Origin of the sequence: Tundrisphaera lichenicola (assembly GCF_051175385.1) — a bacterium.
Taxonomy (GTDB): Bacteria; Planctomycetota; Planctomycetia; order Isosphaerales; family Isosphaeraceae; genus Tundrisphaera; species Tundrisphaera lichenicola.
The window spans coordinates 5491481-5510852 of record NZ_CP195106.1 but is presented as its reverse complement, the minus strand read 5'-3'; the positions used below and the strand labels follow the sequence as shown (position 1 = coordinate 5510852).

Genomic DNA, 19372 nt, shown 5'->3' with positions numbered 1-19372 from the left:
GAGGTCTCATCCGAGGAGTTTATCAACGACGACCCCGCTGACGTCGGTCAGCCGGAAGTCTCGTCCCTGGGTCTTGTACGTCAATCGGGTGTGATCCAGGCCCAACAGGTGGAGGATCGTGGCCTGGAGGTCATGGACGTGGATCGGGTCCTGGGTGATGTGGAAGCCGAGATTGTCGGTTTCCCCGATCGTGATCCCGGACTTGATACCGCCACCGGCGAACCACATCGTGAACGCCTGGGGATGGTGGTCGCGCCCGAGACTCCGCCCGAGCGCGGCGTTGGATTCGACCATCGGCGTCCGTCCGAACTCACCGCCCCAGATCACCAGGGTGTCATCGAGCAACCCTCGACGCTTCAGATCCATGATCAGCGCGGCTGAGGCTCGGTCGGTGAGGCCGCACTGCGTCTTCAAGCCGCCCGCGACATCCGAGTGATGGTCCCATCCCTCGTGGTAGAGATTGACGAATCGCACCCCACGCTCGACCAGTCGCCTCGCGAGGAGGCAGTTGTTGGCGAACGATGCCTGGCCTGGCTTGGCCCCGTACATTTCGAGGGTTTCGGGCGACTCGCCCGAGAGATCCATCAATTCAGGTGCGCTGGATTGCATCCGGTAAGCCAGTTCGTAGGAGGCGATCCGGGCCTCGATCTCGGGATCGTTAACGGCACCGAGGTGTTGCTGGTTGAGACCTCGAACCAGATCGATCGTGTCACGCTGGAGCCGGCTGTCGACGCCTTCGGGGCTGACCACGTTGAGGATCGGATCGCCCTTGGAGCGGAACGGGACGCCTTGATAGGCGGCCGGGAGGAATCCGCAGGACCAGTTCGCAGCCCCACCGCTGGTCCCTCCGGCCGAGGAGAGCACGACGAAGCCGGGCAGATCGTTCGCCTCGCTCCCCAGGCCATAAGTCACCCAGGAGCCCATGCTCGGCCGACCAGGCAGCGACGATCCGGTATTGAACAGGATCTGGGCCGGAGCGTGATTGAACTGGTCGGTATGGACCGACTTGACGATTGCGATGTCATCGACCACCTTGGCCAGGTGGGGCAGCATCTCGGAGAGTTCGGCCCCCGAATTCCCTCGTCGCTCAAATTTGAACCGGGAGGCCATCAGGCTCGCATCGGGCTGAATGAATGCGTAACGCTGATCTTTGACGACCTCGGCGGGTACGGGCTTGCCGTCGAACTTCATTAGGTCGGGCTTGTGGTCGAACAGGTCGAGCTGGCTCGGCGCGCCCGCCATGAAGAGGTAGATGACACGCTTTGCCTTGGGAGCAAAGTGGGGGGGGCGAGGTTCGAGCGGATTTGACGCCTGGGCGGCGAGCGAGGACCTCGATCCCACCAGGAGCGAGGCCAGGGCGATCTTGCCGATCCCCAGCCCGCAATCGCGATAGAAGTGTCGGCGCGTCACGACCCGCCGGTCTTCGGGACGATAAGACATGGCCATCACTCCTTGGTGATCGTTTCATCGAGATTCAGGAGCGCCCGCGCCACCATCGACCAACTGGCCAGTTCGACCGGATCGCCATTTGCTACAGGCCCGATGATCTTGGGCCCGTCCAGCTCCCCGGCCCTCAGCCGATCTACCAGCCCGGCCCGAAAGTCGAGAATCGAGGCGACTTCCGAGTCGGTAGGGTTTCTGCCGACGCAAAGGCGGAAGGCGAGCCGGGCTCGGTTTTTCGAGTTGGCTTCCCCCTCGGCGACGACTCTCCGGCCCAGGGCCCTGGATGCCTCGACGAATGCCGGGTCATTCAGCAAGGTCAGGGCCTGCAAGGGGGTGTTCGATCGCTCGCGGCGGACGCAAGCGACGTCCGATGTGGGGGCGTCGAAAGTGGCAAAGGCCGCGAATGGGGCGGTCCGCTTGGCGAAGGTGTAGAGACCTCGACGATAGCGTTCGGACCCCTCGCTGGTTGGCCAGGCCGTCTGGCCGTAGGCCAATGATGTGACGCCATCCGGCTGAGGGGGATAGACGCTGGGGCCTCCGAGCTTCGAATCGAGCAGACCGGCCGCACTGAGTGCGATGTCGCGAACCATCTCCGCATCGACCCGGAATCTCGGCCCTCGCGCCAGCAATTCGTTCCGAGGATCGCGCTCGAGCAGTTCGCCCGACGATCGCGAGGATTGCCGGTAGGTGGCACTCGTGACAATCAGCCGGTGGAGGGCCTTCTGGCTCCAGCCCATTCGCGGAAACTCGGTCGCCAACCAGTCCAGCAACTCGGGATGGGTGGGACGCTCGCCCCGGGTCCCGAAGTCGTCGAGGGTCGCCACCAGACCGCGCCCGAAGAAGGCCTGCCAGGCCCGATTGGTGATGACCCTCCCGACCAGGGGATTTTCCCCGGAGACCAACCATCGGGCCAGGGCGAGCCGATCGCGTCGACTCGACTCCGGCAACGGATGCAGGACGGCCGGAACCCCAGGCTCGACCGGCTCGGCCGTCTGGAGGAACTCGCCTCGGCGATGGATATGCGTGGTCCGATGCTCGGAAGGCGATCGCTCCTGGAATACCATCGAGGTCGCGAAATTCGGCATGGACTTACGGAGGGCGGCTATCTCCGCATTGGCCTCGGCCATCTCCGGGGAGATGGTCAAGAAGTAGTGCTCTAACGCCTTCGATTGATCGGGTGTCCGGTCGGCGGGCGGCACGATCGCAATCGCCTCGATTTCGGCGGGGAGTCCTGACGCGATCGGCGGTTCCGGATCATCCGTCGTGGAGATCCGGAACCGACCGATCGTGGTCTGGTGGATGTAAGTCTGATGGAGATTGATCAGGAGCCTCGAACCGAGGGGCGCGTCGAGCGGTTTCTCGAACCTGAAGACGATCGCATGGGCCTTTCCCACCGCCCCGCCGATCGACCAGCCGGTGTCGGTCTTGCCATCGAGCGTGTTTGCGGCCGACTTCCCTTTTTCTTCGAAATCGGCCGAGGCATCGCGGATCGCTAATTTATGAGATTTCGATCCGTCGGGCGATTGCAAGGTTGCCTCGACTTCGCTCAGGAAAAAGTTGCCGACCGAGAACAGTGGGGCTCTTCCTGGTCCTCCTTCCGGGAGACTCTCGTGGGGCAAGACTTCCACGCGGAGGGCGGTGATGCCTGCCTGCTCGACGGGAAGGCTCACCTCATAAGTGTCGTTGTTCGGCTTGTCGCCGGTGACAAGCACGGAACGATCTTCGAGGACCGACATCGTGGCATGCTTCGCCGACTTCATCGATGATGGTGTGACGGGCGACCACTTTGCCAATCTCAACCCGGATTCCCATTGATTCCGACGAGCCTCGAGCCTGGCTCTCCGGCGAGCCTCCGGATCGCCTTCGTTTGTCCTGGTGTCTCGACCGACCGAGAGACGAAATCGGCCGAGATTGTGAGAGCCCCCGTAGTTCTGATCTAGTCGGAATTTCAGGAGGGATCGACCCGGGGGCAGGGGACCTCCTGCCACTCGAAAGGTCGCCCAGTGGTCGAGATTCAATCGACCCGCTCCAGCATCGACCGCCCACCCGGTCGCGTCATCCCGATCGATGGCCCCAGCGACTTCGAAGCCCTGCTGGGACACATCGGCCGAGGCGGATGTCAGCGAGATGGGCTGGTCCGCGGGGCCGGTCGCCGTCAGGCTGACCAGGACGAAATTCCCGTTGGGGGCCCGGCCGGGTCCCTTCGACGGTAGCGACGAGTCGGTCAAGGCTTCGAGTCGGATCGAGGTCACTCCGCCGAGTTCGGCCTCGGACTCGACCTCATAAATATCCGTCGGTGGAGCTTCGCCGGAGGCCATGATCGAACCGTCCGGCCGTATTTCGAGCGAGGAGCCTGCCGTCGAGGTTGCCTTCCGGGGTGTCAAAATCTCCCAGGAGGGGCTCGGATCGAAATCCGGGAATCGATCGGCCAGCCCGGCTTCAAGTTCCCGGATCTTGCGTTCAATCTCGGAGCGACGGGCGGCGATCGAGGGTTCGGGGAGTTCGAGATCGGGCTCGTCTGCGTTGTTCAGGAAGGAGAGGAACTGGTAATACTCACGCTGGGTGATCGGGTCGAATTTGTGGGTGTGGCACTGGGCACACTGGATTGTCAGGCCGAGCCAGACTGCGCCCGTGGTCGCGACACGATCAACGAGCGAGGCGAAGCGGAATTCTTCGACGTCGATCCCGCCTTCCTCATTGATCATCGTATTTCGATGGAATCCGGTGGCGACCTTCTGGGATGTCGAGGCATCCGGGAGGAGGTCTCCGGCGATCTGCTCGATTGTGAAGCGGTCGAAGGGCATGTCGTCGTTCAGGGCTCGGATGACCCAGTCGCGATAAGGCCAGATCGATCGATCTCGATCCTTTTCGTAGCCGTTGGTGTCGGCGTACCTGGCCCCATCGAGCCATCGACGGGCCCAACGTTCCCCGTAATGAGGCGAGGCCAGGAGCCGATCAACCAATCGATCGTAGGCGTCGGGAGACTGATCCTCGACGAAGGCGTCGACCTCGGCGATCGTCGGCGGCAGTCCGATCAGGTCCAGGCTCAACCGGCGGATCAAGGTCGTCCGGTCGGCCTCGGGCGAAGGCTCGAGGCCTTCTCGATCGAGTCGCGCCAACACGAAGTGATCGATGGGATTCCGTGGCCAGGACGAAGGCTCGACCTCGGGTAAGTCGGGTCGAACAGGTTTGCGGAAGGACCAGTGATCGGACGTTTCAAGCCTGGCCGCTCCGGTGTCATCGGGCCACCTGGCCCCTTGTTCGATCCAGGATCGGATGACCTCGACCTGCGCTTCGGAAAGGGGTTCGCCAACCCCGGGGGGAGGCATCGGATGGTCGTCATCGAGCCCCGAGACGTAGCGGAACATCCGGCTTTCCGTCGGCTTTCCCGCGACGATCACTGGCCCTTCGTCGCCGCCGGCGAAGGCGGTTGATTTGAGATGGAGCGAGAGGCCACCTTTCCGCTTTTTCGAGCCGTGGCATCCCAAGCAGGACTTCGCCAAGATCGGGCGTATGTCCTGCTCGAAATCGACATCCCTCGACACCAAGGCGGGGAGCGAAGCCTCCCGAATCGGATCGTCCCAGGAAATCAGGGCGATGACAACGAGTAGTCCACCTGAAATCATCATGGGCGCGTCACTTTCCCTGGCTGATCGGTAGGATTTCCAGGTCCTTGAACAGGACATCGACGTCCTGTCCCCCGTGAAGTTGCAATGCGAACTTGCCTCGCCGCCGACCCATCGGATCGACGATTTCCGCCGACTTGTTCCCGTTCACCTGGACTAACACCCGATCCCCGAGGGCAATCACCACCAGTTCGTTCCACCCCTCCGTCTTCAGCCATTTCTTCACGTCCGCAGGAGCAGGCTGGACGACCCATCCTCGACCATCGGTCTCGTAGATTCCGCCGACATCGGCCGTCGGATCGATCTCGGCCTGGAATCCTCGGACGCCGTAGGTCCCGCCCTCCTCGACCCGGAAGTAGAGCCCGCTGTTGCCCTTCTTCGATTGAAATTTGAGGCGAAAGGCGAAATCACCGAATTCGCCATCGCTGACGAGATGGCCGTGCCTGGACTCGGACGAGGATTGTGTCCCCTGAATCGCTCCATTCTCGACCGTCCAGCGACCTCCCCCGGTCGTCCTCCAGCCGTCGAGAGTCTTCCCATCCCAGAGAGACTTCCATCGGGACTGTCCCAGATCCTCGATCTGGACGTTCCTCCATCGGATCGTCCCCGGCTGATTACTGACGTGGACCTGGAGCGCGATGAATCCTTCGAGATCCATGGCGTCCAGCAGATCCGCACAGGGGACGCCATTGACCGAAACCTTCAAATGAGGTCCGATGGCCTCGATCGTGTAGGAATTCCAGTCATCCACCTTGAACGCCGCCTGAGCTTCGGGCCGATCCTTGAGGTCGAAGATCCATCCCCGACGCGCCTCGTCGTAGATCCCACCCGACCAGGCCCGGGCCGAGGGATCGACCTCCGCCTGATAGCCGAAGACGCGGATCCCGCTCTTTTCGACCCGCTGATGGCTTCGAAACTGGATCCCCGAGTTGGCCAGCAGATCCAGTTTGAGGTCGACCTTCAGGACGAAATCCCCGTAGGACTTCTTGGTCCGGAGGAAGGTGTTCATCCGGGAAGTGGGGTCGACCTCGCCCACGATCTCGCCATTTTCAACCCGATACTTCGCCCCACCTCCGACAACTTCCCAGCCATCCAGAGTCTTGCCGTCGAACATCGGAACGAAGCCGGTATCGGCTCGAGCGACCGAGGCGATCAGACATCCCGCTACGATCAGTCCGAGCGGTCGGAGAAGCATGGTGTTCGATCCTCAGGAATCGGGGAGGCAGGACGGCGGGTGGGCTACTCCGAGAGTAAACGCCCTTGGGATCGGTCACAAGGGGATAGGGTGAAGACTCGCAATGGGCCTCCATGCCCGGAATCGGTCAAATGATGATCGTTGACTTGGACTGGGCCGCTTGCTCCATCAAGGACTGAACCCTTGAGACCATCTCCTCGGGTTCGGAGGTCTCTCCTTCGAGGATCATGGTGTTGGACCAAAGCTGAAGCGCGCACTGGCTGATGAAATGCTCGTTTTCGGCATTGGCCGAGAGCATGGCCAGTCTTTTAATCAGCGAGGCGTCGGGATTCACCTCCAGAATTCGTTTCGAGATCGGAAAATCCCGGTTGTTCTGTTTCAGGAGACGTTGCATCTGGAGGCTGATGCCGCCATCGATGTTGACCAGGCAGCAAGGGCTGTCGGTCAGCCGCTTCGATGCCCGGACCGATTCCACGCGATTGCCGAGCGCCGCCCGGAAGAGATCCAGGAGACGACCGAAATCGCCCGAGGTGTTCGTGTCTTCCTCGGGTTTGCCGGGCTCGGTCTCGGGCAAGTCCAGTTCGGCCGAGTCGATCGAGGTCAGGGTCCGCCCGCCGAACTGGTGGAGCGAGGTCATGACGAACTCGTCGATCGGGTCGGTCAGCAGGAGGACTTCCAGGTTTCGCTTGCGGAAGATTTCCAGGCTCGGGCTCTTCCGAAGCGAGGCGAGGTCTGGGCCTCCCAGGAAATAGATTTGTTTGGAATCCTCGGGCGCCCGCTTGAGGTAGTCATCCAGACCGGTCTGTTCCACGCCGCCTTCCGATCGGGTGTAGTTGAAGCGGAGCAGCTTGGCGACCCGATCGCGATTGGCCGGATCCACCGCGATACCCTCCTTGAGGGTCGCGCCGAATTGCCGATAGAAGTCGAGATATTCCTCGGGCTTTTCCTCGGAAAGCAAGGTGAGCCGGTCGAGCACATTCTTCACCAGGACGTTCCGGATCTTGCGGATGACCGAATTGTCCTGGAGGGTTTCCCGAGAGACGTTGAGCGGGAGGTCCTCCGAATCGACTAGCCCGTGGAGGAATCGGAGGTATTCGGGGAGGAGTTCCCGACAGTCGCCCTGGACGAGGATCCGCTTGGCGCAGAGGTTGAGGCCGTGCTCGAGTCTCCCGAATCCTAGACGTTCTACGTTCGTCCTCGGGCAATACAGGATCGCCCGGAACTGGATCGGAGAATCCACGGCCATGTGAAGATGCCAGAGCGGGGTCTCGTCGCTCCGATGGGTCAGGTACTGGTAGAAACTGGTATGTTGCTCCTCGGTGACCTGAGACTTGGGCTCCACCCAGATCGGTTTCTGATCGTTGACGACCTGATCGCCGACCCGGATCGGGTGCGGGACGAATCCGGAGTAGGTCTTCAGGACCGATTTGATCCGATATTCCTCGGTGAACTCCTTCGCGTCCTCCTTGAGATGCAGGATGATCTCGGTCCCGCGCTCCAAACCAGGGACCTCGACAACCGTGAAGGTGCCCGAGCCATCCGATTCCCACTCCCAGCCCGCGGTCTCTCGAAAACTCCGCGAACGGACCCTGACGCGGTCCGCGAGCATGAACGACGAGTAGAAGCCCACGCCGAACTGGCCGATCAGAGAGACCTCGGCCTTTCCCTGCGCCGTGGCATTCTTGAGGAACTCCAGGGAACCACTCCGGGCGATCGTCCCGAGATTGGCGACCAGCTCATCATGAGTCATCCCGATTCCATTGTCGCGGATGACCAGTTCGCGAGCATCCGGTCGGCCTTCGACCCGAATCTCCAGAGGGCCTGTTTCTCGATGTCCCTCGTCGGTCATCGCCACGAATCGCATCTTATCCAGCGCGTCCGAGGCATTAGAAACCAGTTCGCGAATCGCGATCTCTCGGCTCTGATACAGGGAGTGCGACAAGAGATGAAGGAGCTGCTTGATCTCGGCCTGGAAGGCATATTGTTGCGGATTCGTCGCCGTGGACATGACTCGGCCCTCAAGGTGTTGGTAAGCCACCTCGGTTGATCATGGATCGAAAATGAGGCCGGGGCGAGCTCGGTCGACCGGGGCATGGCCCGCAGTCTCGGAGACTTCGCCCCTGAGATTTTTCGCGATTCTTGGGTCAGCTCGACTTGGCTTCGGCGTAGAGCTTCTCGACCCGGTCCCAGTCGATGATGTTCCAGAACGCGCCGATGTATTCGGGACGACGGTTCTGGTACTTCAGGTAGTAGGCGTGCTCCCAGACGTCGAGCCCGAGGAGGGGCTTCTGTCCTTCCATGTAGGGGCTATCCTGGTTCGGGAGCGAGGTGACGGCCAGCTTGCCGTCCTTGCCCAAGACGAGCCAGGCCCAACCCGACCCGAAGCGGGTGGTGGCGGCCTTGGTGAACGCCTCTTTGAAGGCGGTGAATCCGCCCAGTTCCGTCTCGATCGCCTGGGCGATGGTCCCGGAGGGTTCGGCGGATCCTCCGCCCGGCTTCAGGAGCGTCCAGAACAAGGAATGGTTGGCATGCCCGCCACCATTGTTCCGAACGGCCGTCCTGACCGCCTCGGGGACCGAATTGATCTCGGCGAGCAAGATCTCGATGGGCTTGCCCTGGAACTCGGGATGGTCCTTCAGGGCATTGTTCAGGTTGGTTACATAAGCTGCGTGGTGCTTGTCGTGGTGGATCTCCATCGTCTTGGCATCGATGTGAGGCTCCAGGGCGGCGAAGTCATAGGGCAGGGGGGGCAGGACGTAATCGGCCATGGGTGTCGGTCTCCTGGAGGACGAGGCCTCGCCGGTTTGGGGGCAGGCCCGGGCGAAGGTGGGCGTCTGGCTAATACGCCCTTGGTTTGTCCTTCGCCTGTCCTCCTCAGACTACCATATCGGGCAACATGGCGACACCTCGCGGCTGCCGGTGTCGATCAATATTCATGCGATCCTTATTGCTTTGATGCGTCCCGGGAGTCACCATCCGCCCAAGATGGGCGGAGCGTCGCGTCGGGGGCCATCATCTTCCGGTCGTGCCGACCTTGACCTTCGGATTTTTCTTCTTAGGTTTGGGATTCTGGACCGTCGTCGAGGTGACGGGTGCGACCGGCACCGGTTTGCTGACGGCGGCGTGGCTCGGGATCGTCGCGACAGCGAATCCGAATTTCGGGACCGGCGTCCCGTCGGGTGACAGGAAAATCAGGAAGTAGCGGGCGCCGGCGGCCGGGGCGGCGAATCCGATCAGTCCCGTCCCTTGAGTGACGAATCGACCTCTCGAATCACCTACCAGGATCTTCGCATTTTCGGATGCGACGAGGACCGACCCCGCTCGATCCGTTGTGAATGTGAAGAAACGCACGTCCTTGGCGGTGTTGAGTGTGAGATTCTGCACCACCGACTGACCGATTCGACCGAGTTTTGCGGCCGTCGCGAACGATGTGTGACTTTCATAACCGTCTTTCAGGACGGGAGTTAGAGCTGTTTGAACGGGGGCAGGAACGATGGGAATCGGGACCGGCGCGGGCGTCGGGGCAGGGGTGGGAGACGTCGTCGGGGTGGGAGCGGGGCCTGGATTGGGGACAGTCACAGGCGGAGGAGCGATGGAAGTCCCACCGGAGAAGGCGATCTGGACCGCGTACGACCCGACGGCGAACACATCCTGGGTAGCACCGGTCACGGCGATCAAGTAGCGATGTCCCGGTTGTGCTCCCGAGAGCGAAGCCGAGACGAGATTGCCATAGGCGGAGGAGTCGCTTGCTGTCGAGATCGTCGCTCCCGTCTCGGCATCAATCAGGCTAAGCTTCGGGCTCAAGAGGCTGAAGCCCGACGCCTTGGCCGTCACCCTCAAGGTCGAGCCACTGATGGCCGGAGTGACAACGGAGAAATATTCGACTGCTCCGATGCTGGCGAGGCTTACCCCTTTCAACTCGAATTGCCGGGAGGAGTTCAAGTAAGGAGTCAGGTCGAAGGCGTTCGACGGAGAGACGGCTAGCCCTCGTGACTGGAACGAATCGAGAGCCCTCGGGCCATAAATCGACTGAATGCCCTCGATGTCATAGGAGGTGAGACTCTGCCGGACCCCCGAATAGTACGAGTACATCACGGCGGAGAGTTGGGGTGATTCGTTGAGCCCCAGCGAGTGGCCGAGTTCGTGGAGGATGATGGTCTCGAAGTCGTGCTGACCATTCGGACCGAAGTTATAATTGGTGTTCAGATTGACATCGCCGGCGCCGGTCTGGCCATTGGGAGGAGGTCCATAGGTCAAGGCGATGGTCGAAGTCGGCCCGTAGTTTGATCCACCAATTCGAATGTCGCCGAACTTCTGATCCCCTTGAGGAACTCCCGACGAATTGAAACCGTAGGCCCCATCACCGACCTCGGTGAAGTCGAGATTCGTTACGGAGGCCCACGTCTGGAGGGCACGGGCAACGAGATCTTGCCAGGAACTGCCCCCAAACTCGGAATTCAGCGTGCTATTCAGCGAGTTGCTACCCCGAGGCCAGGTAATGCCATCAGGGGGAAAGCTGTAGGAGATCGATGAGGGGTTATTCCATTGCCCACCCATCAAGGTGTAATCGGTTCCCAGGCCGGATAGTAATTGCCTCCCTTCGAGATCGTCACAATCCGGTCGATATTCCGTGCTCGATCGAGAAAGCTGAATAATAGATCCGCGATCCCTGAGTGTCTTCTTAATTAGGCGAATGAAACCTGTCATGGGATCATGACTCCGGCGTCCTGGTTGTTCATCGAGAAGTCAGTTCACGGCGCGCGGATCGAACCCGGTGCTCTTGGTTGAAAAGAGCCCGATTGAGGGGGAGCCATCCGTGGTGAGAACTCGGACGACGGGTCGGCGAGAGGAGGATTGATCATTCGATCAATCCAGGCGAAGACCTGAAAGTCCGACCATCCTGGAAGGGATCGAGAGGCAACTGATTGCCCTGATCGAGGAGCCCCCGTCGGGAACGCTATTAGACTTTAGATTATTTCCGGAGACAAGGTTCGATTTTGTCTCTAACCTATGACAGGCCAAAACGTTCGACAGAACCTTGTTCTCCCGAAAAGTCGTCACAATCATTAGTTTTGCTGCGATCTTGAAATTCGGTGCAATCCGTCGATGTTGTTTGAAAATCGGGGACAATCGCTGGTATTTTGCCGCTTTCTGTATCGATAGGGTTTCTTAAATGATCGGGATGATGAACGGATCGATTCATAACGAAAGCCCCGGAATCTCGAGCCTCACTTGTTGAGCCCACAGGATCGGGATACGATTATGATCAAGAGCTTCTTTTCCATCATTCGAGGTCGATTGGCCAGTTCCCCTTCAATCTACCGCGATAACTCTGGTAATTGATTTGGTTTGATCGTCAGATCCGTTGCCAATGTTCCTCCATTCCCGCTTGCGAGCGATTCAGATCCTTCCTATCAGCGAGTCGTCCCATGTCGCTATCGCCGGTTGAACCCCTCATTCCCGTAACTCGACCGAATAGTGGTCGATCACTGATTGCTCGGTGCATCATCGGGTTGGTAGGCCTGGGGTCCGTGGCCGGCGTCGCTAGGGCTTGGGAAACTGGATATCTCTCGCGCCTCTGGGAGGCCAAGAAACCCTCGATGACCACGCTCGAGGTCGAGCAGGGCGAGATGGCGGTCTTCGTCACGGAGATGGGGTCGGTTGAAAGTGCATCGAATACTACCGTGAAATGTAAGGTCGAGGCGCTCCTCGGTTTGGTCGGTGGAACCACGAAGTCGAGTTCGGGGGGAGCTAGTCAGGGATCGACCGGTGCCACGGTCGCGGTCTCCAAGACGGCCGCAGCCGCATCGAGCAAGGCGGGTGCCGCCAAGACTTCGAGTAAGGCCGGTGCTTCTTCAAAATCCACGTCCTCCACCTCCTCTACATCAACCACTACTTCAACCTCAACTACAACCTCCTCTTCGGACTCATCGGCATCCGCTTCGGGCGCCTCCGGATCATCCGGTGGATCGGGCACGACCATCACTCAAAGGCCGACGATACGAAGCTTTACGTTTACGGTCGCCCCTTATACCTCACTGCGAACAGGTGCAGCCACCAAATCCGTTAGTAACGCTTCGTCGAAGGGTGGGGCTGGAAGCCGAGGCAATGGCAGCGGGGGCGGGGGTGGAGGATCGAGCTCGGATCAGGAAAAACCCGGGTCGACTCGCATCATCATGATCAAGCCGGAAGGGACTCAGGTTTCGGCTGGGCAAGTCGTCTGCGAACTCGATTCGTCGGCATTTCGTGATGAGCTCTTATCCCAGCGGATCAAGTATGATCAGGCGAAGGCCTGGGTCATTCAGGCCAAGTCGATTTTAGAGGTGAATGAGATCTCGCTCCGGGAATATCGCGACGGGATCTATCCCCAAGACCTCATGCTGGTTCGCCAATACCTGAATACTTGCAAGACCGAAGAAGAGCGTGCCCTGAGGAATCTTGCCTGGTCGAAGCCGGTTTATGACAAGGGCTTTAGGACCAGGGCCCAGTACGATGCGGACGTCCTCAATCTGACCCGGGCGAGGATTGCCCTCGGCGAGGCAGAGCGGATGGAAGAACGGCTTCTCAAGTATACAGGTCCAAAGATCATCAAGTCCCTGGAAGCCAAACTTGAGGCCAATCGAGCCGATACTCTGGCGCAGGAAGCGGCTTTCCAGCTCGAGAGCGATCGGCTCAAGCGGCTCGAACGGATGGTGGAGAACTGCACCTTGAGGGCACCCCATGAGGGGATCGTCGTCTATTCCCTCGGGGAACAAGGGGGCTTCCGTCCGGCGACCACCGCAATCGAGGAGGGGGCCACGGTCCGTGAAGGACAGTCGATCTTCGAGCTTCCCGACGCCAATAAAATGAGAGTCAAGGCCAAGATCAATGAATCGAAGGTGGGATCGATCCAGGTTGGGCAGAAGGCCTCGATCCGGATCGACGCCTTCCCCGATAAGGTCCTGACAGGCACGGTCACCGAGGTCACGCTCATCCCCGCGCCAGCAAATGGACCTAGTTCGGATATCAGGATCTATTTCGCCAACGTCGCGATTGATTCGGGCGGCTTCGCAGGACTTCGCCCCGGTCTGAGTGCCCAGGTTTCTTTCTTCGTTGACTCACGATCCGAGGCAACACGACTTCCTCTCCAGGCGATTCGCTGGGTGGATCGAGTCCCCTTCGCTGCGATCGCCACGGCTGCCGATGGATCGAGCTTTCGGTGGCAAGCCTTGAAGATTGGACTCATGAATCCGTCGTATGCCGAAATTCTCGAAGGCGTTAAGGCCGGCGAAAGGGTCATAGCCCGGCCCGATGATCTTCCAGAACCGTCTATACAGCCAACCACCACGCTGCAGGCGTCTCGTTGACACTTCCGCTCTGGCCGTCGATCTTGCGTACAGGGATCATTCGTCTGAACCGAGAGGGCCTCCGCCCGGAAGCATCTCCTTCAGGGGGCATCGCTCACAACGGGGAGCGGACGGTTTGCAATAATCCCTGCCCAATCGCTCAAAATCGCGTGAAAGCTGCTTGAGTGCTACCGTGTTTCCCGGGGCAATGCCCTCGGCAACCGCCCTTGCTTCATCATACTCGGCCGAGGTGTCGATCCACCCGTGTCGCACGAGAACTCGGTAGGTCGGGCGATCGACAGGGTAGGTCGGACGGTCCAGGCCGAAGAGAAGTATCGAGTCTGCGGAAGCTGCCCCAATTCCGTTTAGGCCTCTCCATTCCTCCCTCAAGCTCTCGGTCGACCAGGTCGTCGCCTCTCTCGGATCAAATCCGTGATCGGTGGCCCAGCGAGCGATCCTTCGGATCGGCTGGAGCGACTTGGCTGGAAGTCGGAGCTTGGCGACCCGTAATAGTTCCTCAATTTCAAGAGCATTGGCCGACGACAAAGCGTCCGGCTCGATCAGGCCACCGGCCCTGAGTACTTCCAATGCAGCGTCAGCCCTCTTGGAGTCGGTCACAAGTGTGAGTCCGGCCTTGAGGATTGGTTCGAACGTTCCCGAGAAATGAGCAGGCCCGCCGTCCGCTGGGGACTGCGGGCCGTAGTGATTCAAGAGGGCATCAATCAGACGAGTTCGGACTTCTTCGAGTCGGGGCATGGGAGATCCTCCCAACTCGATCGGATCGGGAAATCCCAGACTCAGGCTTTCGCTTTGGCCTTGGCCACGGCCCCGACGTAATCCCGGGCCAACTTGCTCTTGCGTCTTGCGGCCGTATTGGGGTGGAGAACGCGACGGACACCGGCCTTGTCAATCTTCGCGGTGGCTGCACGGAAGTCCGCTTCCGCTTTCTCGAAATCTTGAACGGCAATCGCCGCCATCGACCGCTTAATCAGGGTCTTGATGATCTTTTTGGTGATTCGATTGTGCATCCTGCGCTTCAGGCTCTGCTTCAGGCGTTTGATCGCGGAAGGCGTAGTCGGCATGAGTGGGTCCAGGAGGCTCGAACAAACCAGGGTCCCCCCTGAAGACGAGGGGGCACGTTGCCGGACGACCAAGCCCCGGCAAAAAAATAATGATACCAGATCTCCACGTCACGATTCAATGCCGAGAACAATTCCGCTTCATCGAAGATCACTTTCTCAATTTTTGGGCGATTGGACGGCGAGAACTCTGTTGAATCACGCGAGATCCAGAATTAACCCGATGGATTTTCTTCGAGACTTCCGCATCGACTGCCGTCGAAGTCGCGGGAATCGTGGCCCTCTCCTCAACTCCCCGATATCCTGAATCAACCGCACCTCTGGACATCACTATTCGAAGGAACTCGGGATGAAAAGCCAACTGAACCGAAGGGCATTCCTCGCTTCTGGAGCGATCGCCGGCCTGGGAGCCTCGGCGATGCTCGGTGCCTCTCCCCTCCGCACGATCGGCCCGAAGAAGCCCGTGATCATCGCGAGTGCCAACGGCCTCAAGTCGCTGGGGAAGGCGATGGAATTGATCCGAGAGGGGGCCGATCCACTGGACGCGGCCATCGCTTGCGTTGCGGTGGTCGAGGCCGATCCTGGAGATCGGACGGTCGGTTATGGTGGCATTCCCAATGAGGACGGCGTGGTCGAGCTCGATGCCGCGGTCATGCACGGGCCGACTCATAGCGGGGGTGCCGTCGCATCGCTCCGCAACATCATGCACCCTGCGGCGGTCGCTCGGCTGGTCATGAAGCGTACCGATCACTGCCTGCTCGTCGGAGAGGGAGCACTCCGGTTCGCCCGGATGCACGGTTTTCCCGAGGAGAATTTGCTCACCGAGGAGTCTCGAAAGATCTGGCTCCATTGGAAGGAGACGAACGGCAAGGACGACGACCGCTTTCCTCCGCCCGACGAAGAACTCGATCCGGTCGTTCGCGAATTCTTTGGGATCCGAAAACATGGGACCATTCACTGCTCGGCGCTGGACACTCATGGCGATCTGGGCTGCGTGACGACGACCTCGGGACTCTTCTACAAGATCCCCGGTCGGGTAGGAGACTCGCCGATCCTCGGCGCGGGGCTGTTCCTCGATAACGAGGTCGGGTCTTGCGGCTCGACCGGGCGTGGCGAGGCAAACCTGCTCAATCTGTCGAGCCATTCGATCATCGAGGGCCTGCGACGCGGGCTCGATCCCAAGGATGCCCTGATCGAGATCTGCAAGCGAATCGCCGCTACCAACAAATTGCCCCGGCTTCGCGATGCACAGGGAAGGCCCAACTTCGACGTCAAGTTTTACTGCGTGACCAAGGACGGGCGATACGCCGGTGCCAGCCTCTGGGCCGACGCGCAGATGGCGGTCCACGATGGCGACTCGGCTCGGCTGGTCGACTGTGCCTCGCTTTACCCGGAGAAGCTGGTCGAGGCCTGAACCGAGAACGTCGGCGCATGAATCGGGCCCGGGTGTCGGAGACGCCCGGGCCCAGGATTCGATGAGAGCTCGCCGAAATCAAGCCGGCGAGACGGTCGCGAGGTGCTTCTCGCCAGCCTTGGACACGATGTAGCGGAAATGGCCGCTCTCCTTGTCCTTCGCAGCCTTCTTGATGAGCTTGCGGGTGAGCAAAGCCTCGATCGTCTTCTGTTCGGCCTTCTTGGCCAAAAGATAGCCGGCCTCCTTCGCTTCGTGGATCTGCTTGAGGAAGTCGAGTTGCCGATCGGTCAGCTTGACCGGGGCGGCGGACTTCTTCGGGGCCGGGGCGGCGGGAGCCTTGGCTGCAGCCGAAGGCTTGGGCGTCTCGGCCTTGGAGGCCGTATCCGTGGCGACGGCCGGCGTCGCCTTGGTCTTCTTCGGGGCCAGTTCCGCCTTGGGCTTCGCCGCGGACTTCTTGGCGGGAGCCTTCGAGGATGCCACTTCGGCCGGCTTGCTCTTCTTGACCGCCATCGTACCTGGAACCTCCAACATGGACTCAAGACCAAGGATCCGTAGACCCTGCGATCGATCTCACTCGGATCTTCTTAGCGAAATATATCATGTGCGCGAAGAGTAAGATTAATCGGATTCCGTCAATGTCGGCGGTTTCGCCCTGTATTTTCGGCCTACCGGACGACTAGATTATGAAGTGGTATACAATGCAATCGATTTTAATCGAATAGTGAATAAATTTATAATATAAGATCTTTGCGTATGCCTCTGCTTTGTTTTCCCCGGAAATCGGCCGTTTTGTCAGGTCGCAGTCCTCGATCGAGGGATTTCGCCCGGCGAATACGAGCCCGGAAATCCGGCCGATACCTCGCGGAGAGGCTTGGCGAAATAATCCGCGAGTCAGACGAAAAAATTCTCGTCCGGGCTGCCAAGAGGCGGGCCACGAGGGGTGTCCGTAGGTCTCGCGAAGAGGCCGGTGGGCCGGGATCGCTCATCGGTCCGATCGCACGTCGAGATCCTATGTCCTCCTATCGAGGGTCTCCGGTCGCCGATACACTGGCGGGGAATCGGTCCACGGGCCGCGCCGGAGCAGGCGTGGGCGTGCCATCGAGAACCCATCGACGTCGAGGAGCCTTCTCATCATGCGTACCTTTTGTCTTGCCCTGGCCGTTTCCGCGTTCATCATCATGCCGAGCTTCGCCCAAGAGCCGACGCCTGACGATAAAACCCTCCTCCTCGTGCCTCCCGAAGGTGCGATCGTCCTGATTGGAGACTCGATCGAAGCCTGGACCGATGCCGACGGGAAATCGCCGGCCGGATGGCCGGTGGCCGATGGTGTGGCGACCGTGGGAAAAGGGAACATCAGGACGAAGGAAAAATTCGGCGACTTCGCGATGCATCTCGAATTCAACATTCCCTACATGCCGGAGGCCAAGGGGCAGGCTCGTGGGAACAGTGGGGTCTACCTGCAAGGGATCTACGAGCTTCAAGTTCTCGACTCGTACGGGCTGAAGCCGCAGAGCAACGACTGTGGAGCGATCTACCAGCAGATCATCCCGGCGGTGAACGCGTGCAAGCCCCCGCTCAGGTGGCAGACCTATGACATCACCTTCCACGCTGCTCGCCGCGAAGGTGACAAGGTGGTCCGTAAGGCGAGGCTCACCGTCGTCCAGAATGGACTGACGATCATCGACGACAAGGAGATCTCCCCGACTCCGGGGGGAGTCGGCGATGTGAAGGAGGGGGAATTGGGACCGATCATGCTCCAGGATCACAGCAACGCTGTGAAGTTCCGGAACGTCTGGATCAAGCCCGTGACTTCCTGATCGCTCCGGTGTTCGAAATCGAAAAGGCCCGGGGCCGACAAGACCTCGGGCCTTCGATCAGTTCGTTACAGGGCTTCCCTCGGCTCAGTCGGCCTTATGGCCGGCATCCTTGATCTTCTCGCCGGCTTCCTTGACTTTGTTGCCGGCGGCGGTCGAGGCTTCCTTCACCTTGTGTGCGGCCTTCTCGACACCCTCTTGCGCCTTATCGGCCGCATGCTCGGCTCCGTCCTTCAAGCTCTCGATTCCGTCGTTTACCTTGTCCTTGAAGTTCGACATGACCTGGCTCCTGATGGGAATCTTGCGTGACTGGGAGACTCCCTCACAAAGCAAGAGCCATGCCGAATTCTTTTGTATCTCGCACAGGATCGATCTTGTTCTCGATCTTCAGGGGACCGCGACCTCGGTGGGTTCCGGGGCTGGAGAGCCCGCGTTTTCATTGATGGGGTAATCTTTGGAATCTCTACGCGCTTTGTGCAGACCCGGCGTCACGACATCGGTCGCCAGACCCACCTTGCGGAGCAAGAGTATCGTCAAGAAGGTCAGGTCGAGTTCCCACCAGCGATGGCCGTGAGCTGCGCTCCTCTGGTTCGCGTGGTGGTTGTTATGCCAGCCCTCTCCGTTTGTCAGGAGCGCGACGATCCAGTTATTCCGGCTATTCTCGCCCGTCGCATAGTTCTGATATCCCCAGAGGTGCGTCACCGAGTTGACGGCCCAGGTGATATGCCAAACATAGACCGTGCGGACGATCACCCCCCAGACGAAGATGCTCAGTCCGAACTGTAGCGCCTCCCGCGGAGACTCGGTCAAGCACCAACCGGCCAGCATGCCCAGGGCCAGGATGATCAGGGCGTGAGCTGCGTAGATCCAGAGCCAGAAATGATTCCGGTGGAGGCGCCGATAAAATCGGTCCTGGAATACGTCCCGGGCGTAGCGGTCATAGGTACTCAGTCGATCCAGGGTCCGGTTCTCGATGATCAACCAACCCATGTGACCCCAGAAAAAGCTGACGAGCGGGCTGTGGGGATCGGGCCTCTGGTCGGAATGCTGGTGGTGCATCCGATGGATGGCCACCCATCGGCCCGGCGAGTCCTGAAGCGAGCAAACTCCCAGGACTGCGAACGAATGTTCCAGCCAGAGGGGACACCGGAAGCTCCGGTGCGTGAGCAGTCGATGGTATCCGATATTGATCCCGAGCGAGCCGAAGACGTAGTTGCCGATGAAGACCAACGCTACTCCGGTCCAGCTGAACAGGCTCGGGACAAACATCAACGGAAGCAGGAGATGAAATCCCAGGAAGACCGCCAGGTACGACCAGAAGAGGGATCGCCCGCAAATCGATTCTGGCCGTTCCAGGTGGGCTATCAAGACAAGAACTCCTTGAAATGGCGAATCTTATGGACGCACACTGTCAAAATCGGACGACGAGCGGTGAAACAATAGTATTCCAAATACGGACAATCGACTATGGCGATC

Annotated in this window: 14 protein-coding genes; 3 read left to right on the top strand and 11 right to left on the bottom strand. The window is 60.0% G+C overall.

The genetic code is table 11. The annotated features are described in order from the left end of the window. Nucleotides 1–6: 6 nt before the first annotated feature. The 7 genes from P12x_RS21585 to P12x_RS21555 form a co-directional block, all read right to left on the bottom strand. Entirely contained in the window at nt 7–1440 is a 1434-nt protein-coding gene (locus tag P12x_RS21585) for a DUF1501 domain-containing protein (RefSeq protein WP_435006858.1), read from the bottom strand. 5 nt (nt 1441–1445) lie between these two features. Then, nucleotides 1446–5072 carry a PSD1 and planctomycete cytochrome C domain-containing protein gene (locus P12x_RS21580; RefSeq protein WP_435006856.1) on the bottom strand — a complete coding sequence of 1209 codons (3627 nt, stop codon included), beginning with the start codon at nt 5070–5072 and terminating at the stop codon, nt 1446–1448. A gap of 7 nt (nt 5073–5079) precedes the next feature. Next, on the bottom strand, nt 5080–6264 hold the full coding sequence (locus P12x_RS21575; protein WP_435006854.1) for a 3-keto-disaccharide hydrolase: 1185 nt from the start codon (nt 6262–6264) through the stop codon (nt 5080–5082). Nucleotides 6265–6391: 127 nt separating this feature from the next. Beyond that, nucleotides 6392–8272 carry a molecular chaperone HtpG gene (htpG, locus tag P12x_RS21570; protein ID WP_435006853.1) on the bottom strand — a complete coding sequence of 627 codons (1881 nt, stop codon included), beginning with the start codon at nt 8270–8272 and terminating at the stop codon, nt 6392–6394. Between the two features lie 136 nt (nt 8273–8408). Continuing rightward, the gene (locus P12x_RS21565; RefSeq protein WP_435006852.1) at nt 8409–9032 is read right to left on the bottom strand and encodes a superoxide dismutase; all 624 of its coding nucleotides are present in this window, start codon (nt 9030–9032) and stop codon (nt 8409–8411) included. A 244-nt stretch (nt 9033–9276) separates the two neighbouring features. Next, the gene (locus P12x_RS21560; RefSeq protein ID WP_435006851.1) at nt 9277–10821 is read right to left on the bottom strand and encodes a matrixin family metalloprotease; all 1545 of its coding nucleotides are present in this window, start codon (nt 10819–10821) and stop codon (nt 9277–9279) included. Between the two features lie 1198 nt (nt 10822–12019). Beyond that, a complete protein-coding gene (locus P12x_RS21555) occupies nt 12020–12241 on the bottom strand; it encodes a hypothetical protein (RefSeq protein ID WP_435006850.1) in 222 nt (73 codons plus the stop codon). A 199-nt stretch (nt 12242–12440) separates the two neighbouring features. On the opposite strand from P12x_RS21555, the gene P12x_RS21550 reads away from it, so the two are divergent. Continuing rightward, nucleotides 12441–13610, top strand: a complete 1170-nt coding sequence (locus P12x_RS21550; protein ID WP_435006848.1) for an efflux RND transporter periplasmic adaptor subunit — start codon at nt 12441–12443, stop codon at nt 13608–13610. Between the two features lie 776 nt (nt 13611–14386). On the opposite strand, the gene rpsT is transcribed toward P12x_RS21550, so the two are convergent. After that, nucleotides 14387–14671 carry a 30S ribosomal protein S20 gene (gene rpsT / locus P12x_RS21545; protein WP_435006847.1) on the bottom strand — a complete coding sequence of 95 codons (285 nt, stop codon included), beginning with the start codon at nt 14669–14671 and terminating at the stop codon, nt 14387–14389. A 346-nt stretch (nt 14672–15017) separates the two neighbouring features. Here rpsT and P12x_RS21540 point away from each other — a divergent pair, with 346 nt between their 5' ends. Continuing rightward, on the top strand, nt 15018–16082 hold the full coding sequence (locus P12x_RS21540; protein WP_435006845.1) for a N(4)-(beta-N-acetylglucosaminyl)-L-asparaginase: 1065 nt from the start codon (nt 15018–15020) through the stop codon (nt 16080–16082). Nucleotides 16083–16160: 78 nt separating this feature from the next. Here the strand turns inward: P12x_RS21540 and P12x_RS21535 are convergent, their stop codons facing one another. Then, nucleotides 16161–16592, bottom strand: coding sequence for a hypothetical protein (locus P12x_RS21535; RefSeq protein ID WP_435006843.1), 432 nt, complete (start codon nt 16590–16592; stop codon nt 16161–16163). A gap of 623 nt (nt 16593–17215) precedes the next feature. On the opposite strand from P12x_RS21535, the gene P12x_RS21530 reads away from it, so the two are divergent. Further along, the gene (locus tag P12x_RS21530) at nt 17216–17899 is read left to right on the top strand and encodes a 3-keto-disaccharide hydrolase (RefSeq protein WP_435006841.1); all 684 of its coding nucleotides are present in this window, start codon (nt 17216–17218) and stop codon (nt 17897–17899) included. An 84-nt stretch (nt 17900–17983) separates the two neighbouring features. Here the strand turns inward: P12x_RS21530 and P12x_RS21525 are convergent, their stop codons facing one another. Together P12x_RS21525 and P12x_RS21520 are read right to left on the bottom strand one after the other, a co-directional pair. Then, on the bottom strand, nt 17984–18175 hold the full coding sequence (locus P12x_RS21525; RefSeq protein ID WP_435006839.1) for a CsbD family protein: 192 nt from the start codon (nt 18173–18175) through the stop codon (nt 17984–17986). A gap of 108 nt (nt 18176–18283) precedes the next feature. After that, on the bottom strand, nt 18284–19264 hold the full coding sequence (locus P12x_RS21520) for an acyl-CoA desaturase (RefSeq protein ID WP_435006837.1): 981 nt from the start codon (nt 19262–19264) through the stop codon (nt 18284–18286). Nucleotides 19265–19372: the final 108 nt, after the last annotated feature.